13 protein-coding genes are annotated in these 12,732 nt (G+C 66.4%); all 13 read left to right on the top strand.

Annotated elements, in window-relative coordinates; all coding sequences use genetic code 11:
• The first annotated feature begins 157 nt into the window (after positions 1 to 157).
• The 13 genes from IIB36_01245 to IIB36_01185 all read left to right on the top strand — a co-directional run bounded on the left by IIB36_01245 (position 158) and on the right by IIB36_01185 (position 12,732).
• A complete protein-coding gene (locus IIB36_01245; protein MCH7530371.1) occupies positions 158 to 550 on the top strand; it encodes a hypothetical protein in 393 nt (130 codons plus the stop codon).
• A complete protein-coding gene (locus IIB36_01240) occupies positions 540 to 1,724 on the top strand; it encodes an aminotransferase class V-fold PLP-dependent enzyme (protein MCH7530370.1) in 1,185 nt (394 codons plus the stop codon). The genes IIB36_01245 and IIB36_01240 overlap by 11 nt, the downstream gene beginning before the upstream one ends.
• Before the next feature lie 132 nt (positions 1,725 to 1,856).
• Positions 1,857 to 2,093 (top strand): hypothetical protein, encoded by a 237-nt coding sequence (locus IIB36_01235; GenBank protein MCH7530369.1) that lies wholly within the window; start codon positions 1,857 to 1,859, stop codon positions 2,091 to 2,093.
• Positions 2,094 to 2,293: 200 nt separating this feature from the next.
• Positions 2,294 to 2,608: a hypothetical protein gene (locus tag IIB36_01230; GenBank protein MCH7530368.1), complete on the top strand. Its 315-nt coding sequence runs from the start codon at positions 2,294 to 2,296 to the stop codon at positions 2,606 to 2,608.
• Positions 2,609 to 2,875: 267 nt separating this feature from the next.
• Entirely contained in the window at positions 2,876 to 3,118 is a 243-nt protein-coding gene (locus IIB36_01225) for a ferredoxin (protein MCH7530367.1), read from the top strand.
• Complete coding sequence (locus tag IIB36_01220) at positions 3,119 to 4,039, top strand: P-loop NTPase (GenBank protein ID MCH7530366.1); 921 nt, start codon at positions 3,119 to 3,121, stop codon at positions 4,037 to 4,039.
• Complete coding sequence (locus IIB36_01215) at positions 4,036 to 4,485, top strand: PCP reductase family protein (GenBank protein MCH7530365.1); 450 nt, start codon at positions 4,036 to 4,038, stop codon at positions 4,483 to 4,485. The genes IIB36_01220 and IIB36_01215 overlap by 4 nt, the downstream gene beginning before the upstream one ends.
• Positions 4,486 to 4,488: 3 nt before the next feature.
• A complete protein-coding gene (locus IIB36_01210; protein ID MCH7530364.1) occupies positions 4,489 to 5,472 on the top strand; it encodes an ABC transporter ATP-binding protein in 984 nt (327 codons plus the stop codon).
• Positions 5,469 to 6,182 (top strand): ABC transporter permease, encoded by a 714-nt coding sequence (locus IIB36_01205; protein ID MCH7530363.1) that lies wholly within the window; start codon positions 5,469 to 5,471, stop codon positions 6,180 to 6,182. Before IIB36_01210 ends, IIB36_01205 begins: the two co-directional genes overlap by 4 nt.
• Positions 6,183 to 6,545: 363 nt before the next feature.
• Entirely contained in the window at positions 6,546 to 8,717 is a 2,172-nt protein-coding gene (locus tag IIB36_01200) for a universal stress protein (protein MCH7530362.1), read from the top strand.
• Positions 8,714 to 10,159 (top strand): radical SAM protein, encoded by a 1,446-nt coding sequence (locus IIB36_01195; protein MCH7530361.1) that lies wholly within the window; start codon positions 8,714 to 8,716, stop codon positions 10,157 to 10,159. The genes IIB36_01200 and IIB36_01195 overlap by 4 nt, the downstream gene beginning before the upstream one ends.
• Positions 10,152 to 11,948: a cytochrome ubiquinol oxidase subunit I gene (locus IIB36_01190; GenBank protein MCH7530360.1), complete on the top strand. Its 1,797-nt coding sequence runs from the start codon at positions 10,152 to 10,154 to the stop codon at positions 11,946 to 11,948. The genes IIB36_01195 and IIB36_01190 overlap by 8 nt, the downstream gene beginning before the upstream one ends.
• A 4-nt stretch (positions 11,949 to 11,952) precedes the next feature.
• Positions 11,953 to 12,732, top strand: a complete 780-nt coding sequence (locus IIB36_01185) for a c-type cytochrome (GenBank protein MCH7530359.1) — start codon at positions 11,953 to 11,955, stop codon at positions 12,730 to 12,732.

The following is a 12,732-nucleotide window of genomic DNA, read 5'->3' as shown; positions in this document are numbered from 1 at the left end:
CTCAACCTGGAAGACTATTGCTCGGGTCCGACTCGAGGGAAGATTGTACGGGCTCATTCGCCCGTTGACGAACGCGGCCGTGTGCCGGCATCGGATCCGGGAGGGGCGACTCCGGTATCACCCGAGGGCACGTCATTCTCGACCCCCGCCGGCCTATATGCTCCGCCTAGCTCTACTGATCGTGTTCCTTTCAGGGTGTGCCGAGGCGACTCCTCCTCGTTCGCTGGACGAGCTCGCGATCCGGGACAGCACATACGTCGATCCCGAGACGCTCGTTCCGTACACCGGTCGTGTCTTCCGCATGTTCGAGACCGATCCCGAAATGCAACAACTCCGGGGTGAGCTCATGGACGGGATCTGGGAGGGTGAGCTCATCGTCTACCACGAGAACGGCCGTATCCGATACACGGGCTCCTTCGCGAACGGTGAGAGATGCGGACCGTGGCTCGAGAACCGCGACGCGGAGCCCCCGGAAGACATCTATGCCGAACTCAAGCAAGTGATCGAGAGCATGGGCCTATACCCGGATTGTCCGAGCGATGACGAGTAGCCTTACGGCTGCCCTTCCGGCGCTCACCTGCCAGCGAGCAGCCTTCCAGCTACCGCGCGACGCACACTACTTCAACTGCGCGTACATGGGTCCGTTGCCGCGAGCCTCCGAACGCGCAGGCGTTGAGGCTCTGACCAGGAAGCGTGTGCCGACGAGCATCGTGGCGCCGGACGACTTCTGGGACGCCGACGGGCTACGCGCGCTCTTCTCGCAGTTGGTGAATGCGGGAGACCCCCGTCGCATCGCGATCCAGCCCGGCGTGTCGTACGCCGTCGCGACCGCAGCTAGAAACCTCCCAGTCGAGGCGCGACAGAATATCGTGCTGACGCACGAACAGTTTCCCGGCAACGTCTACTCATGGCACAGGCTCGTATCCGAATCCGGCGCCGAGCTTCGCGTGGTCACACCGCCCGAAGGAGCCGGTCGGGGCGCTGCTTGGAACGAGCGTCTTCTCGAAGCCATCGATGCATCCACGGCTGTCGTAGCGGTCCCGCACGTGCATTGGACGGATGGCACGCTCTTCGATCTAGTCGAAGTCGGTCGGCGATGCCGCGACGTGGGCGCGGCCTTCGTCGTAGACGCCACGCAGTCGGTCGGGGCGATGCCCTTCGACGTTGAGGCGGTGCAGCCCGACGTGCTCATCTGCGCGACGTACAAATGGCTGCTCGGCCCGTATTCGGTGTCGCTCGCGTACTTCGGTCCCCGCTTCGACGACGGCGTGCCGCTCGAAGAGACTTGGATCGCGCGCGCCAACAGCGAGGACTTCCAACAGCTGGTCGACTATCAGGATGCGTATCAGCGGGGCGCGGTCCGCTACGACGCCGCCGAGCGCGCGAACTTCTTTCTGCTCCCCATCGCAGCAGCGAGCCTCGAGCTCCTCCTCGAGTGGACGCCCGAGCGGATTCAGGCGTATTGCGCCGAGCTGACGAGGGAGATGCTCGTCGAGGCGGGCGAGCTCGGATATTCGTTCGAGGACGAACGGTGGAGAAGCAGCCACCTCTTCGGTCTGCGCATGCCCGGGGGTGTCGATCTCGCCTCGCTCAAGCAGGCACTCGCGGACCGCAATGTCTCGGCCTCGCTGCGCGGCACGGCGCTCCGGCTCGCGCCGAACGTGTACAACGACCTCGAAGACGTGGACGCGCTGATGGGCGTGCTACGCGAAGCCGCGCCGTAGAAGGGTGATCGGGATGGGGGACGGGCCGCGGGACTCGCGCGTGCTTCGGGCTGTGCGTGGGTCTTGCGGAGTGGGCTATGGAGGCGACAGCGTCACCGATGGAGCTACTCACGAGAGCCAAAGGACGTGCGGATGAGTTGGAGTGAACTGGATCCCGGGACCCAGAGCGTGCTCAAGTGGACGTTGGCGAGCGCGCTCATCTGGGGCGCCGGCTTCGCGGCGACGTCGGTGTCGGGGGCCCTGATCTCGGACGTCAACCCACTCGATCACCTGGGGCCGATCGGTGTCCTCACCGTCATCGGAATCACCGTCGGCGGGCTCGTCGGCCCCCTGGCCCGCGGTCTCGCTGAACGTCGCAGACAGCGCTGAACCGCCTCTGTCGCACCGCCGCCCAGCTCAATACCCTTCGGCCGTGTCTACCGCGAGTACAGGTAGGCGTGCACGTTTCTCCGACGCGCCCGCGTTACGGTGGCCGTGACCCTGCGAGTGTCGGCTTGTGATCCGCTGCGCGCAGGTAGTAGGATGCGGGTACGTGATGGGTTAGTGGACCGTATGCGAGGAGAACCCGAGTGATCGTTTGGCTTCCTGCAATGGCGTTGTTCCCGATCCTCGCCGCCCTCTACCTGGGCGGCGCGGCCATCAACATCGAAGGAGGAGGGGGCGGGCGTCAGATCGCAGGCCTGCTGCTCCACTACGCGGCCTTCATGGGGGCCTTCGCGGTGCTGCGACTGGTCATCCTGACATTCATGGGACCTGTTCAGTCCGTGGCGCTGGCGATGGTGGGCGCAGCCATTCTCCTGCCGTTGCTGGGACGACTCATGTTCCGCGTGGTCGGTGTGCGTATCACGAGCGCGGAGCGAGCGAGCGGAGGAGGCGCGGCGTAGAACCGCCACTTGCGCTACGAGGGAGGATGGAGTGGATGTCTCGGTAGGAGCGGCAGTCGTCTTTGGAGGGCTGGTCTTCTTGCGTGTCGGACTCATCTGGTTCGCCGCGGGGCTGCTGCTGCGCCCGGCGCGTGAGTGTCCCGCCTGTTTTTGTTCTACCGTACTAGTCCGACGTCCGGTCATCACGGCTCTTCTTCCCAATGCCGAGTGGCGATGGTGTCCCTCATGCGCATGGCAGGGGCCAGCGCGAAAACCCGAAGACGATCGATGGACTCGCAAGAACGTAAAGTCGCCGGTGTGACGGTCCGGATCGACCGGCTGCTCTGCGTCGGGTTCGAGACATGCATCGAGGTTGCGCCCGATCTGTTCGAGCTCGACGACGAAGGGATCGCGATCTTTTGCGCCGACACGAACGGGACAGCGCACGAGGACGTTCTGGGCTCTTGCAAGTCGTGTCCGGTCGACGCCCTGGAGGTTCTCGACGCCTCGGGCACGCTGTTGGTCCCGTAGATGGGTCACACGGCCGGTGAGCCACGCAAGGTTCGGGGGTATGCCGAGGTGTCGCACGAGACGGGCTCCCAGCTCCTGGAACAAGTGCTCGCGCAGCACGCCAAAGTCTCGGCTCGCCTTGAGACGATCGGCGCGGTCATCGCGATCGCGAGCGGCAAGGGAGGTGTCGGCAAGAGCGCGGTGACCGCCAACCTCGCGGTATCGCTCACCCGGCGAGGCGCTCGCGTCGGCGTCGTGGACGCGGATCTCAACGGGCCTTCGCTCGGCCGCATGCTGGGTCTTCTGGGGAGCAGGCTCGTGGACGGTCCCGATGGGGTGGTGCCACCGGCCGGGGCCGCTGGTGTGCTCGGGATCTCGACCGAGCTCTTGCTGAAGGAGGACGCTCCGCTCCGCTGGAAAGGTCCCGACTCGGACCGCGTCGTATGGCTGGGCCTGACCGAGGCCGCGGTGCTGCGGGAATTCCTTTCGGATGTCGTCTGGGGCGAGCTGGACTATCTGCTGATCGACATTCCGCCGGGCACCGACAAGATCGGGCGGTTCCTCGACCTGGTTCCCAATCCTGCGAGCGTCCTCGTGGTCACGATTCCCTCGGAGGTGGCGCTCTCGGTCGTGTCGCGCTCGGTGGCTATGCTCCAGGAGGCGGGAGTGGAGTCGATCGGCGTCGTGGGCAACATGTCCGGATACGCTTCGCCGGGTGCGGTGCGGCCGCTCCCGCTCTTCTCCGGTGACGGCATCCGGCGCCTGACGGAGTCCACGGGCCTGGAGCTGTGGGCGGAGATCCCGTTCGACCCCGGAATGGGGGCCCGTACCGACGGCGGCGACCCCCCGGGCGCGAGCGACGATTCCCTATTCGGGAAGGCCTTCCAGGCCCTGGCCGATCGAGTGGAACGAGGCGTCGGGGGGCGCGAGGCAGCTTCATGAAGTTTCTCTGCCTGACCTGCGACGAGGTGATGGCCTTCGCCGAGCGACAGCTTCCCGGCGACGGCACCCTCACGGCGATCTTCACCTGCCCCGGTTGCAAGCGGGAGATGGCACTTCTGACCAACCCCATGGAGACGCAGCTGATCACCTCGCTGGGTGTAGAGATCGGCGGCCGAACGGTCCCGGAGCAGCCGATGCAGCAGACCCGCATGGGTATGGACTCGCCTCGTGAGGACGCCTTCGAGGCCCCGGCGACACCCCCCGCCACGACTGGACCCGTGACCTGGTCTACGGAGGCGACCGAGCGCCTAGAGAACGTTCCCCGCTTCGTGCGCGGCATGGTCAAGCGCATCTACGCCGACTACGCCATGGAGCGCGAGATCCATATGATCACGCCCGAGGTCATGGATCGGGCCCGAAGCGACCTGGGCCTGGAGGGCATGTAGGGCGTGTCTGGCCCCGACGCCGGCCCCGACGCCGACCGGGGCTCCGATCCGGCGTTCGACCCGGCGTTCGACCCGGTGGTCCATGCCGAGGGGCTGAGCTACCGCTACGACTCCGGCGCCCCGGCGCTCGACGGCATCGATCTGGAAGGCCGCTCAGGGGAGATTGTGGCGCTCGTCGGACCGAACGGGGCCGGGAAGAGCACCCTGCTCAGGCTCCTGGCGCGGGACATCGCTCCCGACGCCGGCGTGCTCCACCTGCCCTCCCGCCGGAACGCGGCAGGGCGTGTGGCGATGGGTTATGCGGGCGAGGAGGCGTGCCACTTCGAGTCTCTCTCCGGCACACACAACGCGGTGTTCTTCGCGAGAGCCGCAGGCCTCAGTCGCGAAGAGGCCGAGGCCGCTGTTCGGGAGCAATTCGATCGGCTGGGCCTCGCCGAGGACGCCTCTCGACCGGTCTCGACCTACTCGTTCGGGGCTCGACGTAAGCTGCTCCTGGTGGAGGCGCTCGCGCACCGGCCGACGCTCACGCTCCTCGACGAGCCGTTCGTTGGTCTGGACCTGGACTCGCGCGAGGCGCTCGCCGACCTGCTGCGAGAGCGATCCGCTGAAGGGGGCACGGTGGTGATGGCCAGCCACGATCTTGATCTCCTTCCCCAGCTCGCGGATCGGATCGTGTTCATCCACGATGCCCGCGTCGTCGCCGGAGGAAGCCCCGACGAGCTGCTCGCCGCGATGCCGGACGTCACGCGTTTCGAGTTCACGCTCGACAGACCAGTTGACAGCGCCGAGCTCGTCCTCGGTGAAGGGATCACCCTCGTGGATGGCGGAGATCCGCTCGTGCTCGAGAGCGAGCGCGGCCAGGCCGCGCTCCCCGATGCGTGCCGGGCGCTCGTGGCGGCCGGAGCCCGGATCCGCGGCGTCGCGGTACGGAATGTCGGCCTGGCCGCGGTCTTTCGGAGCGTCACCGGCGCGGAGCTCGACGGATGACCGCCATCGTGTGGGAGCTCGAGTGGCGCATCGCCACCGCGCGCAGGCGGCTCTTCGTCCTCAACGTCGTGGTGCCCCTACTTCTTGTCCTGCCGGTCGCCATGGGTGCGGCGCCGGCGGTGCACGCGGCGGCGGTCTACACGGTGCTGTTCGCGATCTTCAGCGCTTTCGGGTCCGCGATCCCCCTCGTTCGTGACGGCGAGTCCGGCCTATCGGGACGTGTGCTCCGAGCCGGAGTCCCGCCTGCCAGCTATTTTCTGCAGCGGACAGCCGCCGGAGCTGTGCTCGACGTGCTACAGCTGGGGCCCGCGCTCGCGGTGGCCGCTGTCGGGGCGGGTGCGGGTCCGCGCGCGTTCCTCGTGGCCTTCGTGGCGCTCGCGGCCACGGTGTGGGTCGCGAACCTCCTAGGCGTGCTCGTGGCCGCCGCGACCCGGTCGCTCGCGGAGGCGGCCCTCTTTTCCGCGGTCAGTACCCTGCTACTCCTGCACGCGTCCGGAGTGTTCCGCACGCCCGTGCCGGGATCCCTCGGGGCCGCTGTAGAGAGCGTGGCTCCGTTTCGCGCGCTCCACGAGGCGCTGCTTTCGATGAGCATGATGACGGCGGTCGGTGGAGGTACGGCCCTGGGGGTCTGGGGTGTGGTCATGGCGGTCGCGACCTGGGTTCTGGCCGGTCGGCTGACAGGATCGCTCGGGGTGTCGAGAAGGGCCTGACGGGCGCGCGCGCCCGCGTATCCTGCGGCTTGTCGTGGGTCACTTCAGACTTTTAGATCAGGCCGTTGGTGGGGGGCTTTGGGGCTCTTGGGGGACGGTTGACAACCTCTTGGTGGCCATCCCATACTAGCCCCCTTCGGGCCGGATCGGCTGGTCGAGCGCGCCTGCCCGAGCCTCCTCAACATCTAGTTAAGAACCGGTGGGGGCAGTTCGCCTAGTAGGCCACCGGACATAAAACGCAGAACCAGCACGGTCGCCCGAAGTGGCCCAGGCCGCTGTATATAGGGGGCGCCGAGACCCGAGAGCGACGGTCTGGCGTTGTGGGCACCCGTGCGTGTGTGTTGCAGACAACCAAGGGGTGCCATGTATAAAGAGATTCTGGTTCCGGTCGACAACTCCGATCCCTCCAACTGGGCGGTCGCCCGAGCGATCGAGCTCTGTCGCCGCACGGAAGGTCGAATCACCGGAAACCACGTCTACGCCGCGCGGCTTCACGATGTCCGCTTCCGGCAGCTGGAGACCGGGCTCCCGGCGCGGTTCCAGACGGCCAAGGAGATCAAGCGGCAGCGCAAGATCCACGACAAGCTCATCGAGAAGGGCCTGCAGTTGATCTCCGACTCGTTCCTCGACCAGACCGAGAAGCTGTGCAAGGCGGCCGACGTTCCGCTCGCGCGTCAGCTCCTCGAGGGGATCAACTACGAGGAGATCATCAGGGAGACCAACGGTGGCGAGGGTCGACTGCCGAGCCTGATCGGGTTCGACCCCAACATCGCCGACAAGTACGACGGCGGGGCCACGGTGCGAGGCGACGTCATCCTGGGCGAGGACGGCAGGCTGGTCGCGGAAGACGAGGACCCGGACGACAAGCTCGCGGGCACCAGCGGTCGCGACTACGACCTCCTGATCATGGGTGCGCACGGGATCGGCCGGCAGGAGTTCTCCCAGCTCGGTGGGGTCGTCGCACGCGTGCTGCGCAAGGTGGAAAAAGACGCCCTCATCATCCGCAACGACCGTCCGCTCCAGGACGGCAAGATGATGGTGTGCGTCGACGGGTCCGCCTACAGCTACAAGGCGCTGCGAGTCGCGCTCGAGATGGCCCAGGAGTTCGACGCGTCGCTCTACATATGCTCGGCGTTCGACGTGGAGTACCACCACGTCGTCTTCGGGAACATCAAAGACGTGCTGTCGGTCGCGGCGTCGAAGGTCTTCAAGTTCGAGGAGCAGGAAGAGCTCCACAACAACATCATCGACAAGGGGCTGCTGAAGCTCTGCAAGGCCAACCTGAAGCGCGGGCAGGTCCTGGCCGAAGAGTTCCCCGACGTGCCGGTCGAGACTCAGATCCTGGTCGGCAAGCCCTTCGACTGTATCCTCCGCTGGGCCAAGGAGATCGAGCCCGCGGTACTCGTCATAGCGCGCCACGGCAGCCATCGGATCGAGGGGACGGACCTCGGCTCCCAGGCTGACAACCTCATTCGCCTGACCGACACCAGCGTCCTGCTGGTCGGGATTCAGAACGTTGGGCCCGAGGACATTCCGTGGATCGAGGAGGACGGCGAGACCGGACTCGAGTGGGCGCCGGATGCCGAGGTGCGCATCCTCAGGGTTCCGCCCTTCGCGCTGGGAATCGCGCGGCGGGCGGTGGAAGAGTTCGTTCTCGACAACTACGGCGAGGGCGCCAACGGGACGTACCGCGAGGACAACGTGGCGACCAACGGCAGCCGTCGCGCGGAGGCGCTCCTGGCGGGCGCGCGGGCACAAAACGGCAAGGCGGAGGGCGACGGCGCATCGGCGAGCAACGGCACGTCCGCGCCGAGCGCTGACGAGCCCATGGTTGCGGTTCCGCCACTCGGCATCGACCAGCGTCCCCTCGTGACCGGCGACCGGCTCGATGAGGCGATCACCAAGCTCCTCCCCACCCACATGCAGCTCATCATGGGCATTGGGACGGCGGAAGAGCTGGCGCTTGCGGAGGTCAAGGCCGAAGAGGCGATGAAGCGGACGCACGTCGAAGGAAGCGACGCCGACCCTGAGGCGGACGTACCGATGATCTCCACGGCGTGCCCTTACACCGGTCAGGTGCAGACCCGTGAGCGGACCGAGGCGGATCCCGTCGCCTGGACCAACGAGGCCTTCCAGCGCCTCCGCGCCGTGCCGCTCATCGCGCGGCCGCTGGCGCGCAACACAGTGGAGCGATTCGCACGAGGGCACGGCTTCTGGCGCGTCACGACGCTCGTCATGGACGAGAACAAGGACGCGATGATCGAGGCCGACGAGTTCGACATGGACACGATGCTCGTCATGTTCCGCGAGCTCCAGTCCAAGCAGCTCAAAGCCGCGGCCGAAGGTGTCGACGGCCTGACTCCGGAGATGAGGCGATTCATCGAGGAGGCCAAGGCGAGCGGCGTCACGCGCTGCCCGATCCGCGACGTCGCCGAGGCTGTGGAGGAGTGCCCGATCGACTTCAAGACCGCCACTCCGGAGCAAGCGAAGGCCGCGGTCGAGGAGTACATGAAGGACGAGGGCGCTTCGGAGTGAGCGTAGCGGACACCGGCACGTCAGGCATGGGGAGCGCCGCCTCGCGCGTGCCGCCGCTGCCGGTCGTCGACTTTCCGCCGGCCTCTGGCTCGGCGCTGCCGTGGGGCGACCCGGTGGACACCAGCGCCGGAGGAACACTTCTTCCCCACGTGGTCGCCTGGAACCTCACGCGCCGCTGCAACCTCGAGTGCTCCCACTGCTACATCTCGGCAGGGGCCTGGCACGGGACCGAGGGTGAGCTGTCCACCGCTGAGTGCTTCCGCATTCTCGACGATCTGCTAGCGGTGAACCCGTCGATGCTGCTCATCCTCAGCGGTGGCGAGCCTCTTCTGCGCGACGACCTGGAGTCTATCGCGGAGCGCGCCGCCTCGGCGGGGGCTACGGTCGTGGTGGGCACGAACGGGATCGGCCTCACGCACGAGCGCATCGACTCTCTGAAGGCAGCCGGTGTGCGGGGCGTGGCGGTGAGCGTGGACTCCCTCAATCCGACGTATCACGATCGATTCCGCCACGGAGTCGGCGCGCTCGAAGGAACGCTCGCCGCGGTGGACCGCCTCGTGCGGCACGAGCTGGACTTCGTCATCCAGACCAGCCTCACGAGGGGGAACCGCGACGAGCTTTCCGACCTGGTAGCCTGGACGGCGGAAAAGGGTGCGGTCTCGTTCAACCTCTATTTTCTCGTTCCTACCGGGCGCGGCGAGGGAATGCAGGGGCTGACGCCGAGGGAGAACGAGGAGGTCCTCGCCGAGCTGCTCTCGCTCGAGCAGGAGTATCGCGGCCGTCTCATGGTCCGCTCCAAGTGCCAGCCACAGCTGATGCGCCACGTTCTCGAGGCCGGAGTCGAGTCGGGACTCCTCAACTACGAGACGCGCTGCCCGTGCGGCGTCCACTACTGTCGCATCACGCCGGAGGGGAAGGTCACACCGTGCCCGTACCTTCCGACGGTCGCGGGTGATCTCACGCGTGAATCGTTCCGCGAGGTGTGGACATCTTCCCCCGTCTTCGGCGCGCTCCGCGAGGGAGAGCTCAGCGGTAAGTGTGGGCGCTGCGAGTACCGCGAGGTGTGCGGTGGGTGTCGCGCCCGCGCGTACGCCCAGTCCGGCGACCTGCTGGGAAGCGACGAGTCGTGTGTGTACGACCCGCCGGGCGATCGGCCGCTCGTCCAGCGCCAGCGCCCGATCACGTACGGTCAGGCGACCGAGACGGCGCTCGAGTGGACGCCCGAGGCGCGGCAACGGCTGGAGCGGATTCCGAGCTTCGTTCGAGGCGTCGTCACCAACCGGGTCGAAGAGTTCGCGAGAAAGCGCGGTTATTCCGCAGTCGACCTCGAAGTCATGGCTGAGGTGCGTCGCTCGATGCCCGTAGACTTCTCCAAGAAGCTCCCCTTCTTCCTGCGTTCGGACGACGGAGGTGGCTCACAAGGAAAGGGTGTCGATGCCTGAGCGTACGTCGCTCGCTCGAATCCTGCGGCGGACGGCGCTGCCGTTGCTGTGCGCGGGTGGGGTGGTAGCCCTGCTAGCGCTGCTGGCGGACCCACTGCTCGCTCAGGGCTACACGCCCCGGGAGTACGGTGACTTTCCCCTCATCGGATCGCGGGCCGCGGTGTGGATCGCCGCGCAGCTCCATCTCTTCTTCGCCGCTTTCGTGCTCGGCGTGCCGATGTTCGCGGTGGTCGCGGAGTTGATCGGCATGGTCAACAAGGAAGAGCGCTTCGACAAGTTGGCCAAGGAGTTCACCCGGCTGCTTCTCATCTCCTACTCGGCCACTGCCATCTGGGGCGCGGTGCTGGTCTTCGCGCTCATCACGCTGTACCCGCGGGTGTGGGGTTACCTCGCCGAGATCTTCGCTCCGTCGATGTGGGTCTACGTCGGGGTCTTCTTCTTCGAGTCGTTCACGCTCTACCTGTACTACTACGGCTGGGACCATTGGAAGAAAGGACGCGCGAAGTGGGGCCACTGGGGGCTCGGCGTCCTGCTGAACATCTGGGGCACGATCGTGATGGTCATCGCCAACTCCTGGGTGACCTACATGATGAGCCCGCCGGCGGAGGTCACCCCCGACACCGCGCCGGACATGGTCCGGTTCTGGAGCGCGTTCGCGAACGCCACATGGATGCCGATCAACATCCACAGATTCATCGCGAACATCGTCTTCGGCGGAGCGATCGTCGGTGCATACGCTGCGTTTCGCTTCCTGAATTCAGAGACCGAGGAGGAGCGGGCCCACTACGACTGGATGGGCTATATCGGGAACTTCGTCGCGATCAGCGCGCTGATCGTGCTCCCCTTCGCCGGCTACTACTTGGGCAGGGAGATCTACGAATTCAACCAGCAGATGGGCACCACGATGATGGGTGGCTTCATGAGCTGGCTTTGGGTCGTGCAGGCCTTCCTGATCGGCGTGCTCTTCCTGGCGGGAAACTACTACCTGTGGGTCGGCATGGGGCGCATTCCCGGCGCCGAGCGCTTCCAGCCCTACACCAAGTGGATGCTCGCGGTGCTCGTCCTCGGGGTCATCGTATGGGCGACGCCGCGCAACATGATCGCGAGCCGGGACGAGCTTACCGCTATGGGCGGCCAGTTCCATCCGTTCCTCGGGGTTCTGGGCGTCATGAGCGCCAAGAACACCGCCGTGAATCTGATGATCCTCACGACCTTCCTGTCCTTCCTGCTTTACCGGAGGGCGAACAAGCGTCCGACGATTTCGTGGGCTCGGAGGGGCACTACGATCCAGGGGGCGCTGTTCGTGATCTCGGCGGCGGTGGTGCTCTTCTACGGCGTCTACGGCTACTTCGTACCGGCGCTCACCCGCATCGGCTTCAGCGTCTATCAGGTGCTCGCGGTGCTCACGACGATCACCGGCGTCCTCACGATCGACGTCTTGATGATGCGGGGAGCCGAGTCCAGGGGTGAGATCCGCTGGGGCGAGATGCCGGATCGCGCACAATACGCGCTCCTGATTCTGGCGGTCACGTTTACGTGGCTCATGGGGCTCATGGGATTCGCGCGCAGCGGAATCCGGCAGCATTGGCACATCTATGAGGTCATGCGGGATACGAGCGTCGACGCGGCCACGCCGGCGCTGGGCTATGCCGCCATAGTGATCTCGGCTTGTGTGCTGATGTTCCTGGGGATGGTGTCCTTCATCTTCTGGATCGGAGGCCTGGCGGAGAAGCCGGTGATCTCCGGGGTGGGCTCGGTGCCGTCCCCCGTACCCGCGACCGGGGACTGAGCCGATGACGAACCTGAAGGTTCTCGGTGTGGTGCTCGGCACGCTCGTCCTCTATACGTGGGTCGCGAACGCGATTCCGCAGCTCGAGTCCGTGGTTCCCGAGGAGCTCAGCTTCTCGGCGGACGTCACGGAAGCGGAGCTCGTGGAGGCCGGCCGGGAACTCTTCAACGGTGGCGGCGGCTGCCTCGTTTGCCACGGCCTCGAAACGCGTGCTCCGAACCTGCTCACCGATCACGGGGGTGAGGGCACGATCGGTCAGCGCTGCGGGACCCGAGTCCCGGGGGTGGACTGCAAGACGTACATCTACGAGTCCCTCACCAGCCCGACCGCGTACGTGCTCGAGGGCTTCGACCCCATGGTGTTCCAGGCGCGGGTGTTCTCCGGCGCCCAGATCTGGGCGCTGGTGGCGTTTTTGCAGGACCAGGGCGGCGCGGTCACCGTGACCGGCGGGGACGTTGCTAGCGCCGCGGAGGCCGACGCGGCCGCGCCACCTTCCGGCGGTCCCCTCACCGCGTCGCTGGATCCGCTCGAGATCATGCGCGCCAATCTGTGCTTCGGATGTCACATACTCGACGGGGAAGGAGTCGAGATCGGCCCGCCGTTCGACGGAATGGGAGACCGCATCGACTCGGACCGCATCCGACGGTCGATCCTCGATCCGATGGCCGAGGCCGCGGACGGCTACGAAGAGGTTCTGGGCCAAATGCCCCCGACACTCGTCGACATGATATCGGCGCGGCAACTCGAAGTGCTGGTCCAGTTCCTCTCCGGGCAGGGGGGCTGA

The organism is Gemmatimonadota bacterium (assembly GCA_022560615.1).
In the GTDB taxonomy this organism is placed as follows: Bacteria; Gemmatimonadota; Gemmatimonadetes; order Longimicrobiales; family Gaopeijiaceae; genus UBA1138.
Note: the sequence above shows the minus strand (reverse complement) of the source record. Positions and strands in the feature narration are given on the sequence as shown.

What these genes read in the sequence shown, in the direction of transcription:
- IIB36_01245 (MCH7530371.1), top strand. Translation starts at nt 158, where the DNA reads ATGCTCCGCCTAGCTCTACTGATCGTGTTCCTTTCAGGGTGTGCCGAG.
- IIB36_01240 (MCH7530370.1), top strand. Translation starts at nt 540, where the DNA reads ATGACGAGTAGCCTTACGGCTGCCCTTCCGGCGCTCACCTGCCAGCGA.
- IIB36_01235 (MCH7530369.1), top strand. Translation starts at nt 1,857, where the DNA reads ATGAGTTGGAGTGAACTGGATCCCGGGACCCAGAGCGTGCTCAAGTGG.
- IIB36_01225 (MCH7530367.1), top strand. Translation starts at nt 2,876, where the DNA reads ATGGACTCGCAAGAACGTAAAGTCGCCGGTGTGACGGTCCGGATCGAC.
- IIB36_01220 (MCH7530366.1), top strand. Translation starts at nt 3,119, where the DNA reads ATGGGTCACACGGCCGGTGAGCCACGCAAGGTTCGGGGGTATGCCGAG.
- IIB36_01215 (MCH7530365.1), top strand. Translation starts at nt 4,036, where the DNA reads ATGAAGTTTCTCTGCCTGACCTGCGACGAGGTGATGGCCTTCGCCGAG.
- IIB36_01205 (MCH7530363.1), top strand. Translation starts at nt 5,469, where the DNA reads ATGACCGCCATCGTGTGGGAGCTCGAGTGGCGCATCGCCACCGCGCGC.
- IIB36_01200 (MCH7530362.1), top strand. Translation starts at nt 6,546, where the DNA reads ATGTATAAAGAGATTCTGGTTCCGGTCGACAACTCCGATCCCTCCAAC.
- IIB36_01190 (MCH7530360.1), top strand. Translation starts at nt 10,152, where the DNA reads ATGCCTGAGCGTACGTCGCTCGCTCGAATCCTGCGGCGGACGGCGCTG.
- IIB36_01185 (MCH7530359.1), top strand. Translation starts at nt 11,953, where the DNA reads ATGACGAACCTGAAGGTTCTCGGTGTGGTGCTCGGCACGCTCGTCCTC.